We start from the raw sequence: 19,601 nt of genomic DNA, 5'->3' as shown, positions 1-19,601 counted from the left end.
GCAAGACAATTATAAGAGGAAAACATGAGAATCACCGGGGGCGGATAATGAATATCTGGCATCTTGTACTAAAAATCGATGTTTTGCTTTGACAATCCCCTGTGCTTTTGCGAAAACATTCATGGAAGACAAAAAGCAGTGTTTCGCGTGCGGCGAATTTTCATGCACGCAAATGCCATTTTTACCGGGTTAGCGAAATCTACGCATGGTGTGGACAGACGCCATGCGTGATGTCGGTGGCTGCCGTCAGGCAACGGGCTTCTCACGTACCCCTGGGGTTACCCGATGTCGTATGCGGGTAAGAACAGGATGGACTCGGGCAGTGAAGGCTCTGAGTCGGAACAGGAGTAGGGAAGGAATACAGAGAGACAATAATAATGGTAGATAGCAAGAAGCGCCCTGGCAAAGATCTCGACCGCATCGATCGTAATATTTTGAATGAGCTGCAAAAAGACGGGCGTATTTCAAACGTCGAACTTTCTAAACGGGTGGGACTTTCCCCGACGCCTTGCCTTGAGCGCGTGCGTCGTCTGGAAAGACAGGGTTTTATTCAGGGCTACACGGCGCTGCTCAACCCGCACTATCTGGATGCATCACTTCTGGTATTTGTTGAGATTACTCTGAATCGTGGCGCGCCGGATGTGTTTGAGCAATTTAACTCTGCAGTGCAAAAACTTGAAGAAATTCAAGAGTGTCATCTGGTATCCGGTGATTTCGACTATCTGTTGAAAACCCGCGTGCCGGATATGTCAGCGTATCGCAAATTACTGGGCGAGACCCTGCTACGTCTGCCGGGCGTGAACGATACCCGCACCTACGTGGTAATGGAAGAAGTCAAGCAAAGTAATCGTCTGGTAATTAAGACACGCTAACACGGAACAGGTGCAAAATCGACGTAGTTTGATTACACTCCTGTTAATCCATACAGCAACAGTGCCGGGGTGACCCGGCACTGTTGTCCGTTTTAGCAGCAGGCAGGAAACAGCCTGATACCTGGAGAGCCTTTTTTGAGCCAGGAATACACCGAAGACAAAGAAGTCAAACTGACCAAGTTAAGCAGCGGGCGCCGACTCCTTGAGGCGTTGCTCATCCTTTGCTCCCTGTTTGCCATCTGGCTGATGGCGGCATTACTCAGCTTTAATCCCTCGGATCCCAGCTGGTCGCAAACGGCCTGGCACGAACCTATCCATAACATAGGTGGAATCCCGGGAGCCTGGCTTGCCGATACGCTATTTTTCATTTTTGGCGTAATGGCTTATACCATTCCGGTGATTATTATCGGCGGTTGCTGGTTCGCCTGGCGTCATCAGGAGAACGACGAGTACATCGACTACTTTGCCGTTTCGCTACGCCTGATTGGCGCACTGGCGCTGATTCTGACCTCCTGCGGTCTGGCCGCGATTAACGCCGATGATATCTGGTATTTCGCCTCCGGCGGCGTGATCGGCAGTTTGCTGAGCACCACTCTGCAACCGTTGCTGCACAGCAGCGGCGGAACCATTGCGCTGCTCTGCATCTGGGCGGCGGGTTTAACGCTGTTCACCGGCTGGTCGTGGGTTAGCATTGCCGAAAAACTCGGCGGTGCGATTCTGTCTGTTCTGACATTTGCCAGCAACCGTACCCGTCGGGACGATACCTGGGTGGATGAAGACGAATACGAAGACGATGAAGACGACTACGACGACGCAGCGAAGCCGCAGGAGTCTCGTCGTGCGCGCATTTTACGCAGCGCGCTCGCGCGTCGTCAGCGTCTGGCCGAGAAATTCTCCAATCCGATGGGGCGTAAAACCGATGCCGCGTTGTTCTCCGGCAAGCGTATGGATGATGCCGAAGAGGATGTGCAGTTCAGCGCCAACGGGGCCCCCGTCGCAGCGGACGATGTCCTCTTTTCGGGGGCCAGTGCGGCACGTCCTGGCGATGCTGACGATGTGCTGTTTTCTGGCGCCAGCGCGGCGCGTCCGGGGGATTTTGACCCTTACGATCCGCTATTAAATAGCCACAGCATTGCCGATCCGCTGGCTGTAGCAGCAGCGGCAACCGCCGCGCCACAGGTATGGGCCGAACCGGTAGCTGAGCAGGCGCCGGTACAGCAGCCGGTTTACCAGCCGGAACCGTCGTACCCGCAGCATCAGGCATATCAGCCTGAGCAGGTGCCGGTACAGCAGCCGGTTTACCAGCCGGAACCGTCTTACCCGCAGCATCAGGCGTATCAGCCTGAGCAGGCGCCGGTACAGCAGCCGGTTTACCAGCCGGAACCGTCGTACCCGCAGCATCAGGCGTATCAGCCTGAGCAGGCGCCGGTACAGCAGCCGGTGTACCAGCCGGAACCGTCTTACTCGCAGCATCAGGCATATCAGCCTGAGCAGGTGCCGGTACAGCAGCCGGTATATCAGCCGGAGCCACCGGCTCCTGCCGTAGCGCCTGAAGCGCCGCAGGAGGATGTGAAGCCACAGCGTCCGCCGATGTATTATTTTGAAGAGGTTGAAGAGAAGCGAGCGCGTGAGCGCGAGCAACTGGCCGCCTGGTATCAGCCGATCCCTGAACCGGCAAGCCCGGTCGCCACACGGCCTGTTACACTGCCACCAGCGCCTTCGGTCGAAGCCGCAGCGGTAACTACCCTTGCCGCCGGCGTACAGCAGGCGACGAGCGCGGGTGCAACGGCGGCGGCCGCTTCCACCGCGTCATCCGCTGCGCCGCTGTTCAGCCCGGCATCCGGTGGGCCGCGCGCGCAGGTGAAAGAGGGGATTGGTCCAAAACTGCCGCGCCCTAATCATGTCCGCGTCCCCACGCGCCGCGAACTGGCTTCTTATGGCATTAAGCTGCCGTCACAACGTATGGCTGAAGAGCGCGCGCGTAAAGCTGAACTCAATCAGGCCTATGACGATGAGCCGTTAACGGATGAAGAAGTGGACGCGCTGGAACAGGACGAGCTGGCTCGCCAGTTTGCCGCCACTCAGCAGCAGCGTTACGGCGAAGTCTATATGCAGGATGAAGAGGATGATTCCGCAGCGGAAGCTGAACTGGCCCGTCAGTTTGCGGCGTCGCAGCAGCAGCGCTACAGCAGCGAACAGCCGCAGGGCGCAACGCCGTTCTCTCCTGCGGATTATGATTTCTCGCCGATGAAAGCGCTGGTCGATGATGGTCCGAGTGAACCGCTGTTCACACCGATGCCGGAGACACAGCCGCCGGTGCAGCAGTACCAGCAGCCGGCCCAGCGGTATCAACAACCGGTGCAACCGTCGCCGGTACAGCAACCGTATCAGCAACCTGCGCAGCCGGTTCAACCTCCGCAGATGGCGCAGCAGCCTCAGCCTGCCGCACAGAGCTATCAGCCGCAGCAGGCCCCTCAGGGCCATATGCCGCAGCAGACAGCCGCCGCGCAGCCGCCGCAGGATAGCCTGATTCACCCGCTGCTGATGCGTAACGGCAACAGCCAGCCGATGCAACGGCCGACGACGCCGCTGCCGTCGCTGGATCTGCTGACGCCGCCGCCGAGCGAGGTCGAGCCGGTGGATACCTTCGCGCTGGAGCAAATGGCGCGCCTGGTTGAGGCCCGTCTGGCGGACTTCCGCATTAAAGCGGATGTGGTGAACTACTCACCAGGCCCGGTTATCACCCGTTTCGAACTGAATCTGGCGCCGGGCGTGAAGGCCGCGCGGATTTCAAACCTGTCGCGTGACCTGGCCCGTTCCTTGTCCACCATTGCGGTGCGTGTCGTGGAAGTGATTCCAGGTAAGCCGTACGTGGGCCTGGAACTGCCGAATAAAAAACGCCAGACCGTTTACCTGCGAGAAGTGCTGGATAACACGAAATTCCGCGATAACCCATCGCCGCTCACCGTGGTACTGGGGAAAGACATCGCCGGCGATCCGGTCGTTGCCGATCTGGCAAAAATGCCGCACCTGCTGGTGGCCGGTACCACCGGTTCCGGTAAATCGGTGGGGGTCAACGCCATGATCCTCAGCATGCTGTATAAAGCGCAGCCGGAAGATGTGCGCTTCATTATGATCGACCCGAAAATGCTCGAACTGTCGGTCTATGAAGGGATCCCGCATCTGCTGACCGAAGTCGTCACCGATATGAAAGACGCCGCTAACGCACTGCGCTGGAGCGTGAACGAAATGGAGCGTCGCTACAAGCTGATGTCGGCGCTCGGCGTGCGTAACCTCGCGGGTTACAACGAGAAGATCGCCGAAGCGGCGCGGATGGGCCGGCCGATTCCGGATCCGTACTGGAAACCGGGAGACAGTATGGACGCCGTCCATCCGGTGCTGGAAAAACTGCCGTATATCGTCGTCCTGGTAGATGAGTTCGCCGACCTGATGATGACCGTCGGTAAGAAGGTCGAAGAGCTGATCGCGCGTCTGGCGCAGAAAGCGCGTGCGGCGGGTATTCACCTCGTGCTGGCAACGCAGCGTCCGTCGGTTGACGTCATTACCGGTCTTATTAAAGCGAACATCCCGACGCGTATCGCATTCACCGTCTCGAGCAAGATTGACTCGCGTACTATCCTCGATCAGGGCGGCGCGGAATCACTGCTGGGGATGGGGGATATGCTCTACTCCGGGCCGAACTCGACCATGCCGGTGCGTGTCCACGGCGCGTTCGTTCGCGACCAGGAAGTGCACGCCGTGGTTCAGGACTGGAAAGCGCGCGGGCGTCCGCAGTATGTTGACGGCATTACGTCGGATAGTGAAAGCGAAGGCGGCAGCGGCGGCTTTGACGGTGGTGAAGAGCTGGATCCGTTGTTCGATCAGGCGGTGAACTTCGTCACTGAAAAACGTAAAGCCTCTATCTCCGGCGTTCAGCGCCAGTTCCGCATCGGGTACAACCGCGCGGCACGTATTATCGAACAGATGGAAGCGCAGGGTATTGTCAGCGAGCAGGGCCATAATGGTAACCGCGAAGTGCTGGCGCCGCCGCCCTTCGAGTAAGTGCAAAGTTGGGTAAATAAGCGCAAAATCAGCCTGTTCTGCTGTTCCGTCGTGCCAGGCGGTCCTACATTAGGAGGCAGAAGAGGCTCCCGCGTCGGGAGTGACGCACATTAAGGAATAACAATGAAAAAACTCGCAATCACCTGTGCATTACTGTCTGGATTTGTTGTGAGCCAGGTGTGGGCGGATGCCGCCAGTGATTTGAAAAGCCGCCTTGATAAAGTGAGCAGCTTCCATGCCAGCTTCACCCAAAAAGTGACTGATGGCAGCGGTAACGCCGTCCAGGATGGGCAGGGCGACCTGTGGGTTAAACGTCCGAATCTGTTTAACTGGCATATGACCCAGCCGGATGAAAGCATTCTGGTCTCTGACGGGAAGACCCTGTGGTTCTACAACCCGTTTGTTGAGCAGGCAACCGCCACCTGGTTGAAAGACGCCACCAGCAACACGCCGTTTATGCTGATTGCCCGCAACCAGTCCAACGACTGGCAGCAGTACAACATCAAGCAAAACGGCGATGATTTTGTCCTGACGCCAAAAAGCGGCGGCGGCAACCTGAAGCAGTTTACGATCAACGTTGGCCGCGACGGGACCATCCATCAGTTCAGCGCGATAGAGCAGGATGACCAGCGCAGCAGCTACCAGCTGAAGTCTCAGCAAAACGGCGCGGTCGATGCATCTAAGTTCACCTTTACACCGCCGAAAGGGGTGACGGTGGACGATCAACGTAAGTAGAGGCGAGTGTGAGCAATCTGTCGCTCGATTTTTCCGATAATGCGTTTCAACCTCTGGCCGCCCGCATGCGGCCAGAAAATTTAGCGCAGTACATTGGCCAGCAGCATCTGCTGGCGCCGGGGAAACCTTTGCCGCGGGCGATTGAGGCCGGGCATCTGCATTCGATGATCTTATGGGGGCCGCCCGGCACCGGTAAAACCACGCTGGCTGAAGTGATTGCTCGCTATGCCAGCGCCGATGTTGAACGAATCTCGGCGGTAACCTCCGGCGTAAAAGAGATCCGCGAAGCGATCGAGCGCGCCAGACAGAACCGTAATGCCGGGCGCCGCACCATTCTGTTCGTTGACGAAGTCCATCGTTTTAATAAAAGTCAGCAGGATGCCTTTTTGCCGCATATTGAAGACGGCACCATCACCTTCATCGGCGCGACGACGGAAAACCCCTCGTTTGAACTCAATTCCGCACTGCTATCCCGGGCGCGCGTATACCTGCTGAAATCGTTGTCCAGCGAGGATATTGAGCATGTGCTGACGCAGGCGATGAACGATAAAGATCGTGGCTACGGCGGGCAAAATATCGTGCTGCCGGATGATACCCGCCAGGCGATCGCCGGGCTGGTTAACGGCGATGCGCGCCGGGCGCTCAATACGCTGGAAATGATGGCCGATATGGCGGAGACGGATGCCTCCGGCAACCGGGTGCTGAAAGCGGAACTGCTGACCGAAATTGCCGGCGAGCGCAGCGCCCGGTTTGATAATAAAGGCGACCGTTTCTACGATTTGATTTCCGCGCTGCACAAGTCCGTTCGCGGCAGCGCGCCGGATGCGGCGCTGTACTGGTACGCTCGTATCATTACCGCCGGCGGCGATCCGCTGTATGTGGCCCGACGCTGCCTGGCTATCGCTTCGGAAGATGTTGGCAATGCCGACCCGCGTGCCATGCAGGTTGCGCTCTCTGCCTGGGACTGTTTTACCCGGGTGGGGCCAGCGGAGGGCGAGCGTGCGATTGCGCAGGCTATTGTTTATCTCGCCTGCGCGCCGAAGAGCAACGCGGTTTACACCGCATTTAAAGCCGCCATGGCCGATGCCCGCGAGCGTCCGGACTACGATGTGCCGGTGCATCTGCGTAACGCGCCAACCCGCTTGATGAAAGAGATGGGCTATGGGCAGGAGTATCGCTATGCCCATGATGAGCCAAACGCCTATGCTGCCGGGGAAGCCTATTTCCCGCAGGAAATGGCCCAAACTCGTTATTATCGGCCCACAAATCGGGGGCTGGAGGGCAAAATTGGCGAAAAGCTCGCCTGGCTTAGCGAACAGGATCAAAATAGCTCCATAAAACGCTACCGCTAACAGAGGCGTTGCGGTAAGGTTATCAAGATATCCCGGTGGTCGTAGTCTGCGGCCACTTTTCTTTTATTTATTCGATAAGCACAGGATAAGCATGCTCGATCCCAATCTGCTGCGTACCGAGCCAGACGCAGTCGCTGAAAAACTGGCACGCCGGGGCTTTAAGCTGGATATAGATAAACTGCGCGCTCTGGAAGAGCGTCGTAAAGTTCTGCAGGTTGAAACGGAAAATCTGCAGGCGGAGCGTAACTCCCGATCGAAATCCATTGGCCAGGCGAAAGCGCGCGGGGAAGATATCGAGCCATTACGCCAGGAAGTTAACAAACTTGGCGAACAGCTGGATGCGGCGAAAGCCGAGCTGGACGTGTTACTGGTAGAGATCCGCGATATCGCGCTGACTATCCCTAACATTCCGCACGACGACGTGCCGGCCGGTCGCGACGAAAACGACAACGTTGAAGTCAGCCGCTGGGGGACGCCGCGCGAGTTCGATTTTGACGTCCGCGATCACGTGACGCTGGGCGAAATGCACGGCGGACTGGACTTTGCCGCTGCCGTTAAGCTGACCGGTTCCCGCTTTGTGGTGATGAAAGGGCAACTGGCCCGCCTGCATCGTGCGCTGGCGCAGTTCATGCTGGATCTGCATACCGAACAGCACGGCTACAGTGAAAACTATGTGCCGTATCTGGTCAACCAGGAGACGCTGTACGGTACCGGTCAACTGCCGAAATTTGCCGGCGATCTGTTCCATACCCGCCCGCTGGAAGAAGAAGCCGACAGCAGCAACTATGCGCTGATCCCGACCGCTGAAGTGCCGCTGACCAATCTTGTTCGCGATGAGATCATCGACGAAGACGATCTGCCGATCAAAATGACCGCCCACACGCCGTGTTTCCGTTCTGAAGCCGGTTCCTACGGTCGTGATACCCGTGGCCTGATTCGTATGCATCAGTTCGACAAAGTAGAAATGGTGCAGATCGTGCGTCCGGAAGATTCGATGGCGGCGCTGGAAGAGATGACCGGCCATGCGGAAAAAGTTCTGCAGCTGCTGGGGCTGCCATACCGTAAAGTGGCGCTCTGCACCGGCGATATGGGCTTCAGCGCATGCAAAACGTATGATCTGGAAGTCTGGGTTCCGGCGCAGAACACCTACCGTGAAATCTCCTCCTGCTCTAACGTCTGGGACTTCCAGGCGCGTCGTATGCAGGCACGCTGCCGCAGCAAGTCCGACAAGAAAACTCGTCTGGTGCACACGCTGAACGGTTCCGGGCTGGCGGTGGGTCGTACCCTGGTCGCGCTGATGGAAAACTATCAGCAGGCGGATGGTCGTATTGCGATCCCGGAAATTCTGCGCCCCTATATGCGTGGCCTCGAATTTATCGGCTGATTTTTCTACCTGCTTCTCAAAAGCGCCTTCGGGCGCTTTTTTTTAATCCCCTTATTGATGCCGGGCAATAATCCCTCTGGCGATACCCTCCATACTCCCTTGGTGTTAACACAGCATAAAAAACTATAAAAAATTAAATTCGTTATATGTACATCTATACAACGAATGTCAGTGAATTGTGAGCAACCAAAGCGAGTACCCATGAAAATTAAAGCCCCCGATGCTTTACTGGCTGCCGAAGTAAGCCGGCGTGGTTTAATGAAAACCACGGCAATTGGCGGTCTGGCGATGGCCAGTAGCGCATTTACCCTACCATTTACACGTATTGCCCATGCTGCCGACGCTGTGGCGCCGGTGAATGAAACGGTCACCTGGAGTGCCTGTACCGTGAACTGCGGCAGCCGCTGTCCGCTGCGCATGCATGTGGTGGATGGCGAAATTAAATACGTTGAAACGGATAATACCGGCGACGACAACTATGACGGCCTGCATCAGGTACGCGCCTGTCTGCGCGGGCGTTCCATGCGTCGCCGCGTCTACAACCCCGACCGTCTGAAGTATCCCATGAAGCGCGTTGGCAAGCGCGGTGAAGGAAAATTTGAGCGCATCAGCTGGGAAGAAGCATTTGATACTATCGCCAGCAATATGCAGCGCCTGATTAAAGATTACGGTAACGAATCGATCTACCTGAATTACGGTACCGGTACGCTTGGCGGCACCATGACCCGCTCCTGGCCGCCTGGAAAAACGCTTATCGCCCGTCTGATGAACTGCTGCGGCGGTTACCTTAACCATTACGGCGATTACTCGTCGGCGCAAATCGCTGCGGGCCTGAACTACACCTATGGCGGCTGGGCCGACGGTAACAGCCCGTCGGATATCGAAAACAGCCAGCTGGTGGTGTTGTTTGGCAACAACCCTGGTGAAACACGCATGAGTGGCGGCGGGGTAACGTACTACCTGGAACAAGCGCGGCAAAAATCCAACGCCCGGATGATCATCATCGATCCGCGTTATACCGATACCGGTGCCGGTCGTGAAGATGAGTGGATACCGATTCGACCTGGCACCGACGCCGCGCTGGTTTCCGCGCTCGCCTGGGTGATGATCACCGAAAATCTGGTCGATCGGCCATTCCTCGATAAATACTGCGTCGGCTATGACGAGAAAACGCTGCCTGCCGATGCGCCGGCCAACGGCCACTACAAGGCTTATATCCTCGGTCAGGGTCGCGACGGCATTGCCAAAACGCCGCAGTGGGCATCGACGATCACCGGAATTCCGGCCGCTCGTATTGTGCAACTGGCACGTGAAATTGCGACAGCCAAACCTGCCTTTATCAGCCAGGGCTGGGGGCCGCAGCGCCACGCGAATGGTGAAATCGCCACCCGCGCTATCTCGATGCTGTCGATTCTGACCGGCAACGTTGGCATCAACGGAGGTAACACCGGCGCGCGTGAAGGCTCGTACGACCTGCCTTTCGAGCGTATGCCGACGCTGGAGAACCCCGTTGAGACCAGCATCTCCATGTTTATGTGGACTGACGCGATTGAACGCGGCCCGGAGATGACGGCGTTGCGTGACGGCGTGCGCGGTAAAGATAAGCTGGACGTGCCTATCAAAATGATCTGGAACTATGCCGGTAACTGTCTGATTAACCAGCATTCTGAGATCAACCGCACCCATGAAATCCTGCAGGATGATAAGAAGTGCGAAATGATCGTGGTGATCGACTGCCACATGACCTCGTCAGCCAAATATGCCGATATTCTGCTGCCGGACTGCACTGCTTCCGAGCAGATGGACTTCGCGCTGGATGCCTCGTGCGGCAACATGTCCTACGTTATCTTCACCGACCAGGTGATTAAACCGCGTTTTGAGTGCAAAACGATTTATGACATGACCACGGAACTGGCAAAACGCCTCGGCGTTGAGCACAAGTTTACCGAAGGCCGCAGCCAGGAAGGCTGGATGCGTTATCTGCATGAGCTTTCCCGCAAGGCTATCCCGGATTTACCGGACTTCGATACCTTCCGTCAGCAGGGGATTTACAAGCAGCGCGATCCGGAAGGCCATCATGTTGCCTATAAGGCATTCCGTGACAATCCGCAGGCTAATCCGCTGGAGACCCCGTCGGGCAAAATTGAGATCTATTCCCAGGCGCTGGCGAACATTGCCGCCACCTGGGAGCTGCCCGATGGCGATGTGATCGATCCGCTGCCGATTTATACGCCGGGCTTTGAAAACTATGACGATCCGCTGACGACGAAATTCCCGCTGCAGCTGACCGGTTTTCACTACAAATCGCGCGTTCACTCCACCTACGGCAACGTCGATGTGCTGAAGGCCGCCTGTCGTCAGGAGATGTGGATTAACCCGCTCGACGCGAAACAACGCGGCATCGCCAACGGCGATCGCATTCGTATTTACAACCATCGCGGTGAAGTGCATATCGAAGCCAAAGTCACGCCGCGAATGATGCCTGGCGTTGTCGCGCTGGGTGAGGGCGCCTGGTATAACCCGGACGCAGGACGTGTGGATCAGGCGGGGAGCATCAACGTGCTCACCACCCAACGCCCGTCGCCTCTGGCGAAAGGTAACCCATCGCACACGAACCTGGTCCAGGTTGAAAAGCTGTAAGGAATAACCGATGACAACTCAATACGGATTTTTTATCGATTCTGCTCGTTGCACCGGTTGTAAAACCTGCGAGCTGGCCTGTAAAGACTTCAAAAACTTAACCCCGGACGTCAGCTTCCGCCGCATTTATGAATATGCGGGCGGCGACTGGCAGTAGGACAACGGCGTCTGGCACCAGAACGTCTTTGCCTATTACCTGTCCATCGCCTGTAACCACTGCGAAGATCCGGCCTGTACCAAAGTGTGCCCGAGCGGCGCTATGCATAAACGCGATGATGGTTTTGTGGTGGTGGATGAAGATGTGTGCATCGGCTGTCGCTATTGCCATATGGCCTGCCCGTACGGTGCGCCGCAGTACAATGCCGCCAAAGGGCATATGACTAAGTGTGATGGCTGCTACCAGCGCGTCGCCGAGGGTAAAAAACCGATTTGCGTCGAATCCTGCCCGCTGCGCGCGCTGGACTTTGGCCCTGTCGAAGAGCTGCGTGAGAAACACGGCAAACTGGCGGCGGTTGCACCGCTGCCATCTGCGCACTTTACCAAACCCAGTATTGTCATCAAACCGAACGCCAATAGTCGTCCGTGCGGTGATACAACCGGCTATCTGGCCAACCCGAAGGAGGTGTGAGATGGGAAGTGGATGGCATGAATGGCCGCTGATGATCTTCACGGTCTTTGGACAGTGCGTGGCGGGTGGTTTTATCGTCCTGGCGCTGGCGCTGATGAAAGGCGGTTTGTCGCATGAGCAGCAGCAGCGCGTAGTGCTGAGCATGTTTGGCTTATGGGTGCTGATGGGGATTGGGTTTATCGCCTCAACCCTGCACCTGGGGTCGCCGATGCGGGCTTTTAACTCGCTTAACCGGGTTGGTGCTTCGTCGTTGAGTAACGAAATTGCCAGCGGCGCCCTCTTTTTCGCCGTCGGTGGCATTGGCTGGCTGCTGGCGGTGGTGAAGAAACTGTCGACCGGGCTGCGCAGTCTCTGGCTGGTCGCGACGATGGTGCTGGGTATTATCTTTGTCTGGATGATGGTGCGTGTGTATAACACCATCGATACCGTACCGACCTGGTATACCGTCTGGACGCCACTGAGCTTCTTCCTGACGCTGTTGATCGGCGGCCCGCTGCTGGGCTATCTGCTGCTGCGGGTTGCCGGGGTGGATGGTTGGGCGATGCGTCTGCTACCGGTAGTCACGCTGCTGGCGCTGGTGGCCAGCATTATTGTGGCCCTGATGCAAGGCAGCGAGCTGTCGACGATTCACAGTTCTGTTCAGCAGGCTTCTGCGCTGGTGCCGGATTATGGCTCACTGATGGCCTGGCGTGTGGTTGCGCTGGTGCTGGCTGTGGCATGCTGGGTTGTTCCGCTGCTCAAAGGCTATCAGCCCGCCGTGCCGCTGCTAAGTCTGGCCTTCGTGCTGGTACTGGTGGGTGAGATGGTAGGGCGGGGCATATTCTACGGTCTGCATATGACGGTCGGTATGGCTATCGCCAACTGATAATCCGTTGCGCCAGGACGCCCGGTTCTGGCGCAACAAAAACGTGCTGTTTTTTCATGAAATTTTTCTACTGATATTCCCGCCGTTTTTTTCAAAAAATTAATAAAAACAATGGAATAATACAAAGAATAATTCTGTTGTCGCTCCGCTGGATGAAAAACTTCTATCGTTGCCCGTGAAACCGCCTCCTGCCTGATTTCTGGTGGATTGACAATGTTTTTAGCGGTGGCATGATGCGCACGAAATCTAAACTTCCTCACGGTTATATCCATGTCCATCTACACCCGGCCGGTGCAAATGTTGCTCTGCGGCCTGCTTCTGTTGACGCTGGCGATTGCGGTTTTAAATACCCTCGTCCCTCTTTGGCTCGCCCATGAAAATATGCCAACCTGGCAGGTCGGTATGGTGGGGTCATCCTATTTTACCGGTAATCTGGTGGGGACGTTGCTGGCAGGATGGGTCATTAAGCGTCTGGGATTTAACCGTAGTTATTATCTTGCATCTCTGATCTTTGCCGTGGGCTGCGTCGGGCTTGGCATTACCCTCGGTTTCTGGACCTGGTTCAGCTGGCGCTTTCTCGCCGGCGTTGGCTGCGCGATGATTTGGGTCGTGGTCGAAAGCGCGCTGGTTTGCAGCGGAACGTCGCGTAGCCGCGGTCGTCTGCTGGCTGCCTACATGATGGTTTACTATGTGGGAACCGTGCTGGGCCAACTGATGGTCAGCAAGCTGCCGACGGAGCTGATGAGCGTTCTGCCGTGGGTGACCGCGCTGACGCTGGCTGCAATTCTGCCTATGCTGTTTACCCGCGTAGTGAACCAAAGCGATGAACAGCATGAGCCGGCGCGGATCTGGCCAATGCTCAAGCTGCGTCAGGCCCGCCATGGCGTGAACGGCTGCATTATCTCCGGGATTGTTCTCGGGTCACTGTATGGATTGATGCCGCTGTGGTTGAACCATCAGGGGGTCAGTGACTCCGGCATCGGTTTCTGGATGGCGGTTATGGTCAGCGCAGGTATTCTGGGCCAGTGGCCGATCGGCCGTATGGCCGACCGCTATGGTCGCTTGCTGGTATTGCGCGTTCAGGTTTTTATTGTGATTTTAGGCTGCCTGGCCATGCTTAGCGGCGCGGCAATGGCTCCGGCGCTGTTCATCCTTGGCGCATCGGGCTTCACGCTGTACCCGGTAGCAATGGCCTGGGCCTGTGAGAAAGTCGAGCGCCATCAGCTGGTCGCCATGAACCAGGCATTGTTGATGAGCTATACCATCGGCAGCTTGCTCGGGCCAACCTTCACCGCCATGCTGATGCAGAATTTTTCCGACAACCTGCTATTCATCATGATTGCCAGCGTGTCGTTTATTTATCTGCTGACGCTGCTGCGCAAAGCCGGCCATCATCCGACGCCGGTGGCGCACGCGTAATTTTTCTTCCGGCCTTCGCTATGGTGATAATCAAAGGGGACGTTGTCCCCTTTGATTTATTTGCCGCCAGCGACGAGCGCATCAAGCTGGCTCTGATGCTCCACCCTGGTGAGCCGATGCAGCTGATCCCCCTCATCCAGCCAGCAGACTAATCGCTGGATCATCTGAATATGCTGTTCGCTATTGGCCGCGGCCAGGACGATAATCAGGCGCACATCGGGGTGATCGGGAAACGCCACGGCTTCGGCGCAGCAAACCAGTGAGAGCACGCTGTGCGGGCCCAGAACCCCTTCATCCGGGCGGGCGTGCGGGAGGGCAAATTCCGGAGTGAGTATGTACCAGGGGCCATTTTTCTCGGTAGCGCTGATGATGGCATCCGCATAGCCGGCGCTGATTTTCCCCTGCTGCGCCAGCGGACGGCAGGCCAGCTTAATCGCGCCGCGCCAGTCCAGACTATGCGCGGTGTACTGACAAGCGGCAAATAATTTTTCATCCATGTCGGCTCCTTAAATAGCGAGCCGGTCAGTGGGCGACCGGCTCGTGCGACGGTCAGCGAAGCGCGTTATACAGCGCCTCGCCGGAGATGCCGTATTTTGCCTTGAGCTGCCGGCTGTTTCCCGACTCGGTGAAGGTATCCTGCGTTCCCAGGCGTGTCAGGCGCGCCGGATGGGCCGCCTGGGCCATCGTTTCGGCTACCTGACCGCCAAGGCCGCCGTTTACCGTGTGATTCTCCAGCGTGGCGATCAGCGGGCAGTCTTCTACCAGCGCATAAAATTCCTGCTGGTTAAACGGTTTGAGCGTCGCCACGTGGATGAGCTTGCCTTTTTTGCCGCTGGCAACCAGCTTTTCATAGCCTTCGCTGGCCTGTTCCAGCACCGTGCCCTCAAAGAGAATGGCGAACTCGTTGCCGCTGCTGGCGATAGCCGCGATATCGGTGACCCGGGGTATCACGCTCTTATCGCGCACCGGCATCGGTTCACGCGCCACGCGGATATAAACCGGGCCTTTGATTTTTGCCGCCTGCTCAAAGGCGTCGGCTATTTCTTCGGCATCTGCCGGCGTCAGGATCGTCAGTCCCGGTAGCACACGGGTCAGGGCAAGATCCTCCAGCGCGTGGTGCGAGGCGCCGTCCGGTCCGTCATCCATTCCCGGATGGCTACCTACCAGCTTGACGTTGGCTTTGGCGTAGCAGGCCTGTCGCAGTTGAGTCCATGCCGTCCCCGTCACAAACATCGCAAAATTGACATAGAAGGGGATATAGCCCTCAAGCGCCTGACCCACGGCAAAACTCATCGCTGAACCTTCCGCAATCCCCATTTCGAAGAAGGCCTCCGGGTAGCGCGCCTGAAACTGATCGGTGCGGGTTGAACTGGCTAAGTCACTATCGATAGCGACGATGGGGTAGCCTTTTTCTTTCAGGGCAATCAGTGCATTACCGATCTCATCACGCGGTGCTTTCATCACTGTAACTCCTCCATTGCCTGCTGGTATTGTTCGTTGGTCGGGGTTTTTGAGTGCCAGTCGCCGTTATTTTCCATATAGCTGACGCCGGAGCCCTTGGTGGTATGGGCAACGATGGCCACGGGCTTGCCTTTCAGATGGCGGGAGAGCATCAGGGTGTCGGCCACCTGGTGCATATCATTACCGTTATGCAACTCCAGCACGTGCCAGCCGAAGCTGCGGATCTTATCCGCCAGCGGCTCGAGATTAACCACCTCATTGACCGGATCGTGGGAAGAGAAGCCGTTGTAATCGATAATCGCGACCAGATTATCCATTTTCATATGCCCGGCCTGCTGCAAGGTTTCCCAGATTTGCCCTTCGTGCATTTCGCCATCGCCGATGATGGCAAATACCCGATGAGGCTCGTCGCGCCGCTTTTTAGCGGCTGCCATACCGAAGGCGACGGATAGCCCCTGGCCGAGCAAACCGGTCGTCGCGTCGACATCTGGCAGCGATTTTATGCTGGGGTGTCCCTGCAGGCGCGAGTTGATCTGGCGGAAGGTATTGAACTCGCTGCGATCGATTTTCCCTTTTTGGTAAAGCATGGCGTACTGCGCGGCAACGGCGTGCCCTTTGCTCATAACGACGCGCGCGCGGGGCGAGGCCGCCAGGTCAACCTCCTGATAATAGATCCAGGTGAGGATATCGATTATCGATAAGGCGCCGCCCGGATGGCCAATGCCGGACTCATAAATCATCGTGACAATATCGCGGCGAGCGGCGAGCGCATGGGACTTCAGTTCATCAATGTTCATGTTGTTTCCTCCTTATGGCAGCATTTTGCCGATGTAGTACACAACCAGGCCCAGGGCGACAAAGTCGGTTTCCGGGAAGCTGGTTCCCGACAGGCCGACGGACTCCATGATGGGGTAGATCAAAGCAGGACCGATGCCGATCAGGATCCCGGTGACGAAGCTGCCGGCGATAGCTCCTTTCCAGCCGCCCGAAGCGTTACCAAATACCGCCGCGGTGGCGCCGATAAAGAAATAGGGGATCGCCACCGGAATAATGACGGTTTGCCCGAGGATCGCCAGAAAGCCCATCACCACCAGCCCGCCAACAAATGAAGAGATAAATCCCAGTACCGTGGCGGTTGGCGCATACGGGAAAACGACCGGACAATCGAGGGCGGGTTTGGCGTTGGGAATGAATTTCTCCGAAATGCCGAGGAAGGCCGGGACAATTTCAGACAGCAGCAGGCGTACCCCGGTAATGATGATGTACAGAGACGCGGTGAAAGTGAGCGACTGGAACAGAGGGTAAACCAGCCAGTGCATTCCGCCAGCCGCCGCCGTGACCGCTTCTTTCCCGGCGGCGAGCGCCGCAATGTAATAGAAAATACTGACCGAGATTGATACGGAGACGATGTAATCTTTAAAGATCCCCAGCCAGCCGGGCAGGTTCAGCTTTTCGGTCGACTGCTTAGGATCGCCCACCTTTGAACCGATCCATCCGGATGCCGCGTAGGCCAGCGTCACGTAGTGCCCCATCGCAATTTCATCATTACCGGTGATTTTTCTCATCCACGGCTGGGCAATTGCCGGGTACAGACAGGCGGCCAGCCCCAGCAGGATTGAACCGACAATAATGGTGGTCATGTCGCTATAGCCGAGCGCTTTCAAGGTGACGGTCAGCAGGGCCGAGAGATAGAGATTATGCTGTCCGGTGAGAAAGATGTATTTGAAAGGGGTCACGCGGGCAAAGAACAGGTTCCAGCCAAAACCAATCACCATAATGAGCGAGACGCACATCGCGAATTTAGTTTGCGCCAGCCCGGTCAGCGCTTCCGCCAGTGGCATAACGCCTTTCAGACCAAAGCCATCGCTGAATAATGTCTGAAAATTGCCGAGAGAGGTCACGGCCAGCCCGGCCCCACCGGCAAAAACCAGAAAGCCGACAATGGTTTTGAAAGTCCCGGAGAGCACTTTTTCAATGGGCTTTCGTTGGATCAATAAGCCAATTAATGCGATAAAACCAACTAAAAGTGGGGTGACGCCCAGAATGTCGAATACAATAAATCTGAGGAAATCCATATTGCCTCCGGGAGAGGTTAGTTGTGCTGGATTACGCGGATAAGCGCTGATTCCATTTCTTCACTGTTCATCAGGTCGGTGATACCGATAGCGTTAAACCCGGCAGCTTCGACTTCATCGGTGAGATCGCGCATCGTGATCACGAAATCAATATCTCGCCAGGTTCGTAAACCTGAGAGAACGTCGTGTTCCAGTTCGATATCCCAGCCGTGTTTATCGATGATTTTTTGTGCTTTTATTTTGAGCATTAAGGAACTACCCATACCGGTGCGACAGACGATGAGACCTTTCATGAGATGTTCTCCTGTTTGTAAAAATAATTATTTTTATTTGTTTGTGTGAGATAATAATTATTATCTTTAGTGCGAAACGAAAGATGTGACTGTGTTTGCATTTTGAGCAAGAAAGGCAAAAAATGAGCCAGATAGATAACAACCTGTTGATAAACATACGGAATGGGTCTTCAGAACTCAGCCCGATACTGGAGAAAGTGGGCCGTTTTATTGCGGAAAATCCTGATTTTGTGATGCGGCATACGATTTCAGAACTGGCCGACTCTGTTGATACCAGCGAGGGCAGTATCACCCGTTTTTGTCGGGCGTTTGGATTTAAAGGTTTCTCAGATTTCAGAACGGCACTGGCGGTTGAGCAGGGGGCTGCCCGCTCGGAAGGCGGCGATGACGACGATATTGCGCCGGTGCTGGCGAGCATTCGCGATAGCAATACCATTATCGATGCTCAGGAGCTGCAAAGCGCAGCGGTTTGGCTGAATGCGCTGAATAACATCGCTATTTATGCGGTGGGTACGGCGGTGCCCGTTGCCCTGTTTCTACAAATGAATTTAATTAACATGGGCAAAGTTGCCAGCTTCGTCGATCGCTCTTATCCGGCGGCGATCCCGATATCAACCGATCGGCAAAAGACGGGAATTATCGTCGTGCATACCGAACAGGCCTCGGCGGATATGATGCAGGCTTTGACGCTGGCGAAGCAGCAAGGGGTGAAAATATTGTCGCTGACCCGCGGCACGTTTACGCCGCTGGCCCGTTTATCGGACTGGAACCTGCAGGCCGCGGTGGCTTTACAGGGAGAAGGTGAATCAGGATTTGCCGAAATTGCGGGAGCGATGATGGTTGCCGATCGAATGCTTCGCGCGCTGGAGGAGCAGGATGAGCGCTATGCGGAATATCGTAAGGCGCATCAGAAACGCATTTTTTCGATTGAAAGCGTGGCTAATAAGCTGTCGCAATACTTTATGTCGTAATGATTGCCGAAGCGTTTTACACCCGGATAAGACGTTCTGCGCCGCTATCCGGGGAAAATTCTGCTTAGCTGGCCACGCCGCCCGTCGGCTTAGTACATCACCTTATGACCATACTGCTCGAGGATGCCTTTGACCCGCTCCATGGTCTCTTTCTTCGGCGGGTGTACGCCATCCAGCTTGTACTCTTCACCCATCGCGACCCATTTGTGCTTGCCTAGCTCGTGATAGGGGAGCAGTTCGATTTTTTCGACATTGCCCATATCGCGGGTAAACTCGCCGAGGCGGTGCGCGGAGTCATCATCGTCAGACCAGCCGGGAACCACCACGTAACGAATCCAGACTTTGATGTTTTTATTCGATAAATAGCGGGCAAACTCCAGCGTACGGTGGTTAGAGACGCCAACCAGATTCTGATGGATCTCATCATTCATCTGTTTGAGGTCGAGCATGACCAGATCGGTCACTTCAAGCAGCTCGTCAATAACCGGGTCGTAGCGACGGACAAAGCCGTTGGTGTCGAGGCAGGTATGAATGCCTTCTTTGTGGCAGGCGCGGAACCAGTCGCGCACAAACTCGGCCTGCAAAATCGCCTCACCGCCCGATGCCGTAACGCCGCCGCCGGAAGCATTCATAAAGTGGCGATAGGTCACGACCTCTTTCATCAGGTCTTCGACGGTGACTTCGGTTCCGCCGTGGGTATCCCAGGTGTCACGGTTGTGGCAATACAGGCAGCGCATCAGGCAGCCCTGGAAGAAGGTGATAAAGCGAATCCCTGGCCCATCGACAGTGCCACAGGATTCGAAGGAGTGAATACGACCAATAGTTGACATTGCGGTGATATCTC

Annotated in this window: 16 protein-coding genes and 1 pseudogene; 10 read left to right on the top strand and 7 right to left on the bottom strand. The window is 56.2% G+C overall.

Features of this window, described 5'->3' with window-relative positions; all coding sequences use genetic code 11:
* Positions 1-377: 377 nt before the first annotated feature.
* The 8 genes and pseudogenes from lrp to Electrica_RS16790 all read left to right on the top strand — a co-directional run bounded on the left by lrp (position 378) and on the right by Electrica_RS16790 (position 12,538).
* Positions 378-872 (top strand): leucine-responsive transcriptional regulator Lrp, encoded by a 495-nt coding sequence (gene lrp, locus Electrica_RS16825; protein WP_002439523.1) that lies wholly within the window; start codon positions 378-380, stop codon positions 870-872.
* Between the two features lie 135 nt (positions 873-1,007).
* A complete protein-coding gene (gene ftsK / locus Electrica_RS16820) occupies positions 1,008-4,934 on the top strand; it encodes a DNA translocase FtsK (RefSeq protein WP_141965007.1) in 3,927 nt (1,308 codons plus the stop codon).
* A gap of 123 nt (positions 4,935-5,057) precedes the next feature.
* The gene (lolA, locus tag Electrica_RS16815; RefSeq protein ID WP_100685466.1) at positions 5,058-5,669 is read left to right on the top strand and encodes an outer membrane lipoprotein chaperone LolA; all 612 of its coding nucleotides are present in this window, start codon (positions 5,058-5,060) and stop codon (positions 5,667-5,669) included.
* Between the two features lie 8 nt (positions 5,670-5,677).
* A complete protein-coding gene (gene rarA, locus Electrica_RS16810; RefSeq protein ID WP_141965006.1) occupies positions 5,678-7,021 on the top strand; it encodes a replication-associated recombination protein RarA in 1,344 nt (447 codons plus the stop codon).
* A 91-nt stretch (positions 7,022-7,112) separates the two neighbouring features.
* On the top strand, positions 7,113-8,405 hold the full coding sequence (gene serS, locus Electrica_RS16805) for a serine--tRNA ligase (RefSeq protein ID WP_141965005.1): 1,293 nt from the start codon (positions 7,113-7,115) through the stop codon (positions 8,403-8,405).
* A 201-nt stretch (positions 8,406-8,606) separates the two neighbouring features.
* Positions 8,607-11,045, top strand: coding sequence for a dimethylsulfoxide reductase subunit A (gene dmsA / locus Electrica_RS16800; RefSeq protein WP_141965004.1), 2,439 nt, complete (start codon positions 8,607-8,609; stop codon positions 11,043-11,045).
* 10 nt (positions 11,046-11,055) lie between these two features.
* Positions 11,056-11,673, top strand: a pseudogene (locus Electrica_RS16795) (DMSO/selenate family reductase complex B subunit).
* 1 nt (position 11,674) lies between these two features.
* Positions 11,675-12,538, top strand: coding sequence for a dimethyl sulfoxide reductase anchor subunit family protein (locus tag Electrica_RS16790; protein ID WP_141965003.1), 864 nt, complete (start codon positions 11,675-11,677; stop codon positions 12,536-12,538).
* Here Electrica_RS16790 and Electrica_RS28450 read toward each other — a convergent pair.
* Positions 12,496-12,810, bottom strand: coding sequence for a hypothetical protein (locus Electrica_RS28450; protein ID WP_167686245.1), 315 nt, complete (start codon positions 12,808-12,810; stop codon positions 12,496-12,498). The genes Electrica_RS16790 and Electrica_RS28450 overlap by 43 nt on opposite strands.
* Between Electrica_RS28450 and Electrica_RS16785 the strand changes: the two genes are divergently transcribed.
* Positions 12,809-13,957: an MFS transporter gene (locus Electrica_RS16785; RefSeq protein ID WP_100685472.1), complete on the top strand. Its 1,149-nt coding sequence runs from the start codon at positions 12,809-12,811 to the stop codon at positions 13,955-13,957. The genes Electrica_RS28450 and Electrica_RS16785 overlap by 2 nt on opposite strands.
* A gap of 56 nt (positions 13,958-14,013) precedes the next feature.
* Here the strand turns inward: Electrica_RS16785 and Electrica_RS16780 are convergent, their stop codons facing one another.
* Genes Electrica_RS16780 through Electrica_RS16760 form a run of 5 tightly spaced genes read right to left on the bottom strand, consistent with a single transcriptional unit; the run spans position 14,014 to position 17,786 of the window.
* Positions 14,014-14,454, bottom strand: a complete 441-nt coding sequence (locus tag Electrica_RS16780) for a PTS sugar transporter subunit IIA (RefSeq protein WP_141965002.1) — start codon at positions 14,452-14,454, stop codon at positions 14,014-14,016.
* A 52-nt stretch (positions 14,455-14,506) separates the two neighbouring features.
* Positions 14,507-15,418 (bottom strand): transketolase family protein, encoded by a 912-nt coding sequence (locus Electrica_RS16775; RefSeq protein ID WP_141965001.1) that lies wholly within the window; start codon positions 15,416-15,418, stop codon positions 14,507-14,509.
* Complete coding sequence (locus tag Electrica_RS16770) at positions 15,418-16,215, bottom strand: transketolase (RefSeq protein WP_044352287.1); 798 nt, start codon at positions 16,213-16,215, stop codon at positions 15,418-15,420. The genes Electrica_RS16775 and Electrica_RS16770 overlap by 1 nt, the downstream gene beginning before the upstream one ends.
* Positions 16,216-16,227: 12 nt before the next feature.
* Entirely contained in the window at positions 16,228-17,493 is a 1,266-nt protein-coding gene (locus Electrica_RS16765; protein WP_095095648.1) for a PTS ascorbate transporter subunit IIC, read from the bottom strand.
* 17 nt (positions 17,494-17,510) lie between these two features.
* Positions 17,511-17,786 carry a PTS sugar transporter subunit IIB gene (locus tag Electrica_RS16760; RefSeq protein WP_131048323.1) on the bottom strand — a complete coding sequence of 92 codons (276 nt, stop codon included), beginning with the start codon at positions 17,784-17,786 and terminating at the stop codon, positions 17,511-17,513.
* Positions 17,787-17,908: 122 nt separating this feature from the next.
* Here Electrica_RS16760 and Electrica_RS16755 point away from each other — a divergent pair, with 122 nt between their 5' ends.
* Positions 17,909-18,757 carry a MurR/RpiR family transcriptional regulator gene (locus Electrica_RS16755; RefSeq protein WP_131048324.1) on the top strand — a complete coding sequence of 283 codons (849 nt, stop codon included), beginning with the start codon at positions 17,909-17,911 and terminating at the stop codon, positions 18,755-18,757.
* Between the two features lie 89 nt (positions 18,758-18,846).
* On the opposite strand, the gene pflA is transcribed toward Electrica_RS16755, so the two are convergent.
* Positions 18,847-19,587, bottom strand: coding sequence for a pyruvate formate lyase 1-activating protein (pflA, locus tag Electrica_RS16750; protein WP_131048325.1), 741 nt, complete (start codon positions 19,585-19,587; stop codon positions 18,847-18,849).
* Positions 19,588-19,601 lie beyond the last annotated feature (14 nt).

The organism is Klebsiella electrica (genome assembly GCF_006711645.1).
GTDB lineage: Bacteria > Pseudomonadota > Gammaproteobacteria > Enterobacterales > Enterobacteriaceae > Klebsiella > Klebsiella electrica.
This window is presented reverse-complemented; position numbering and strand designations above follow the sequence as displayed.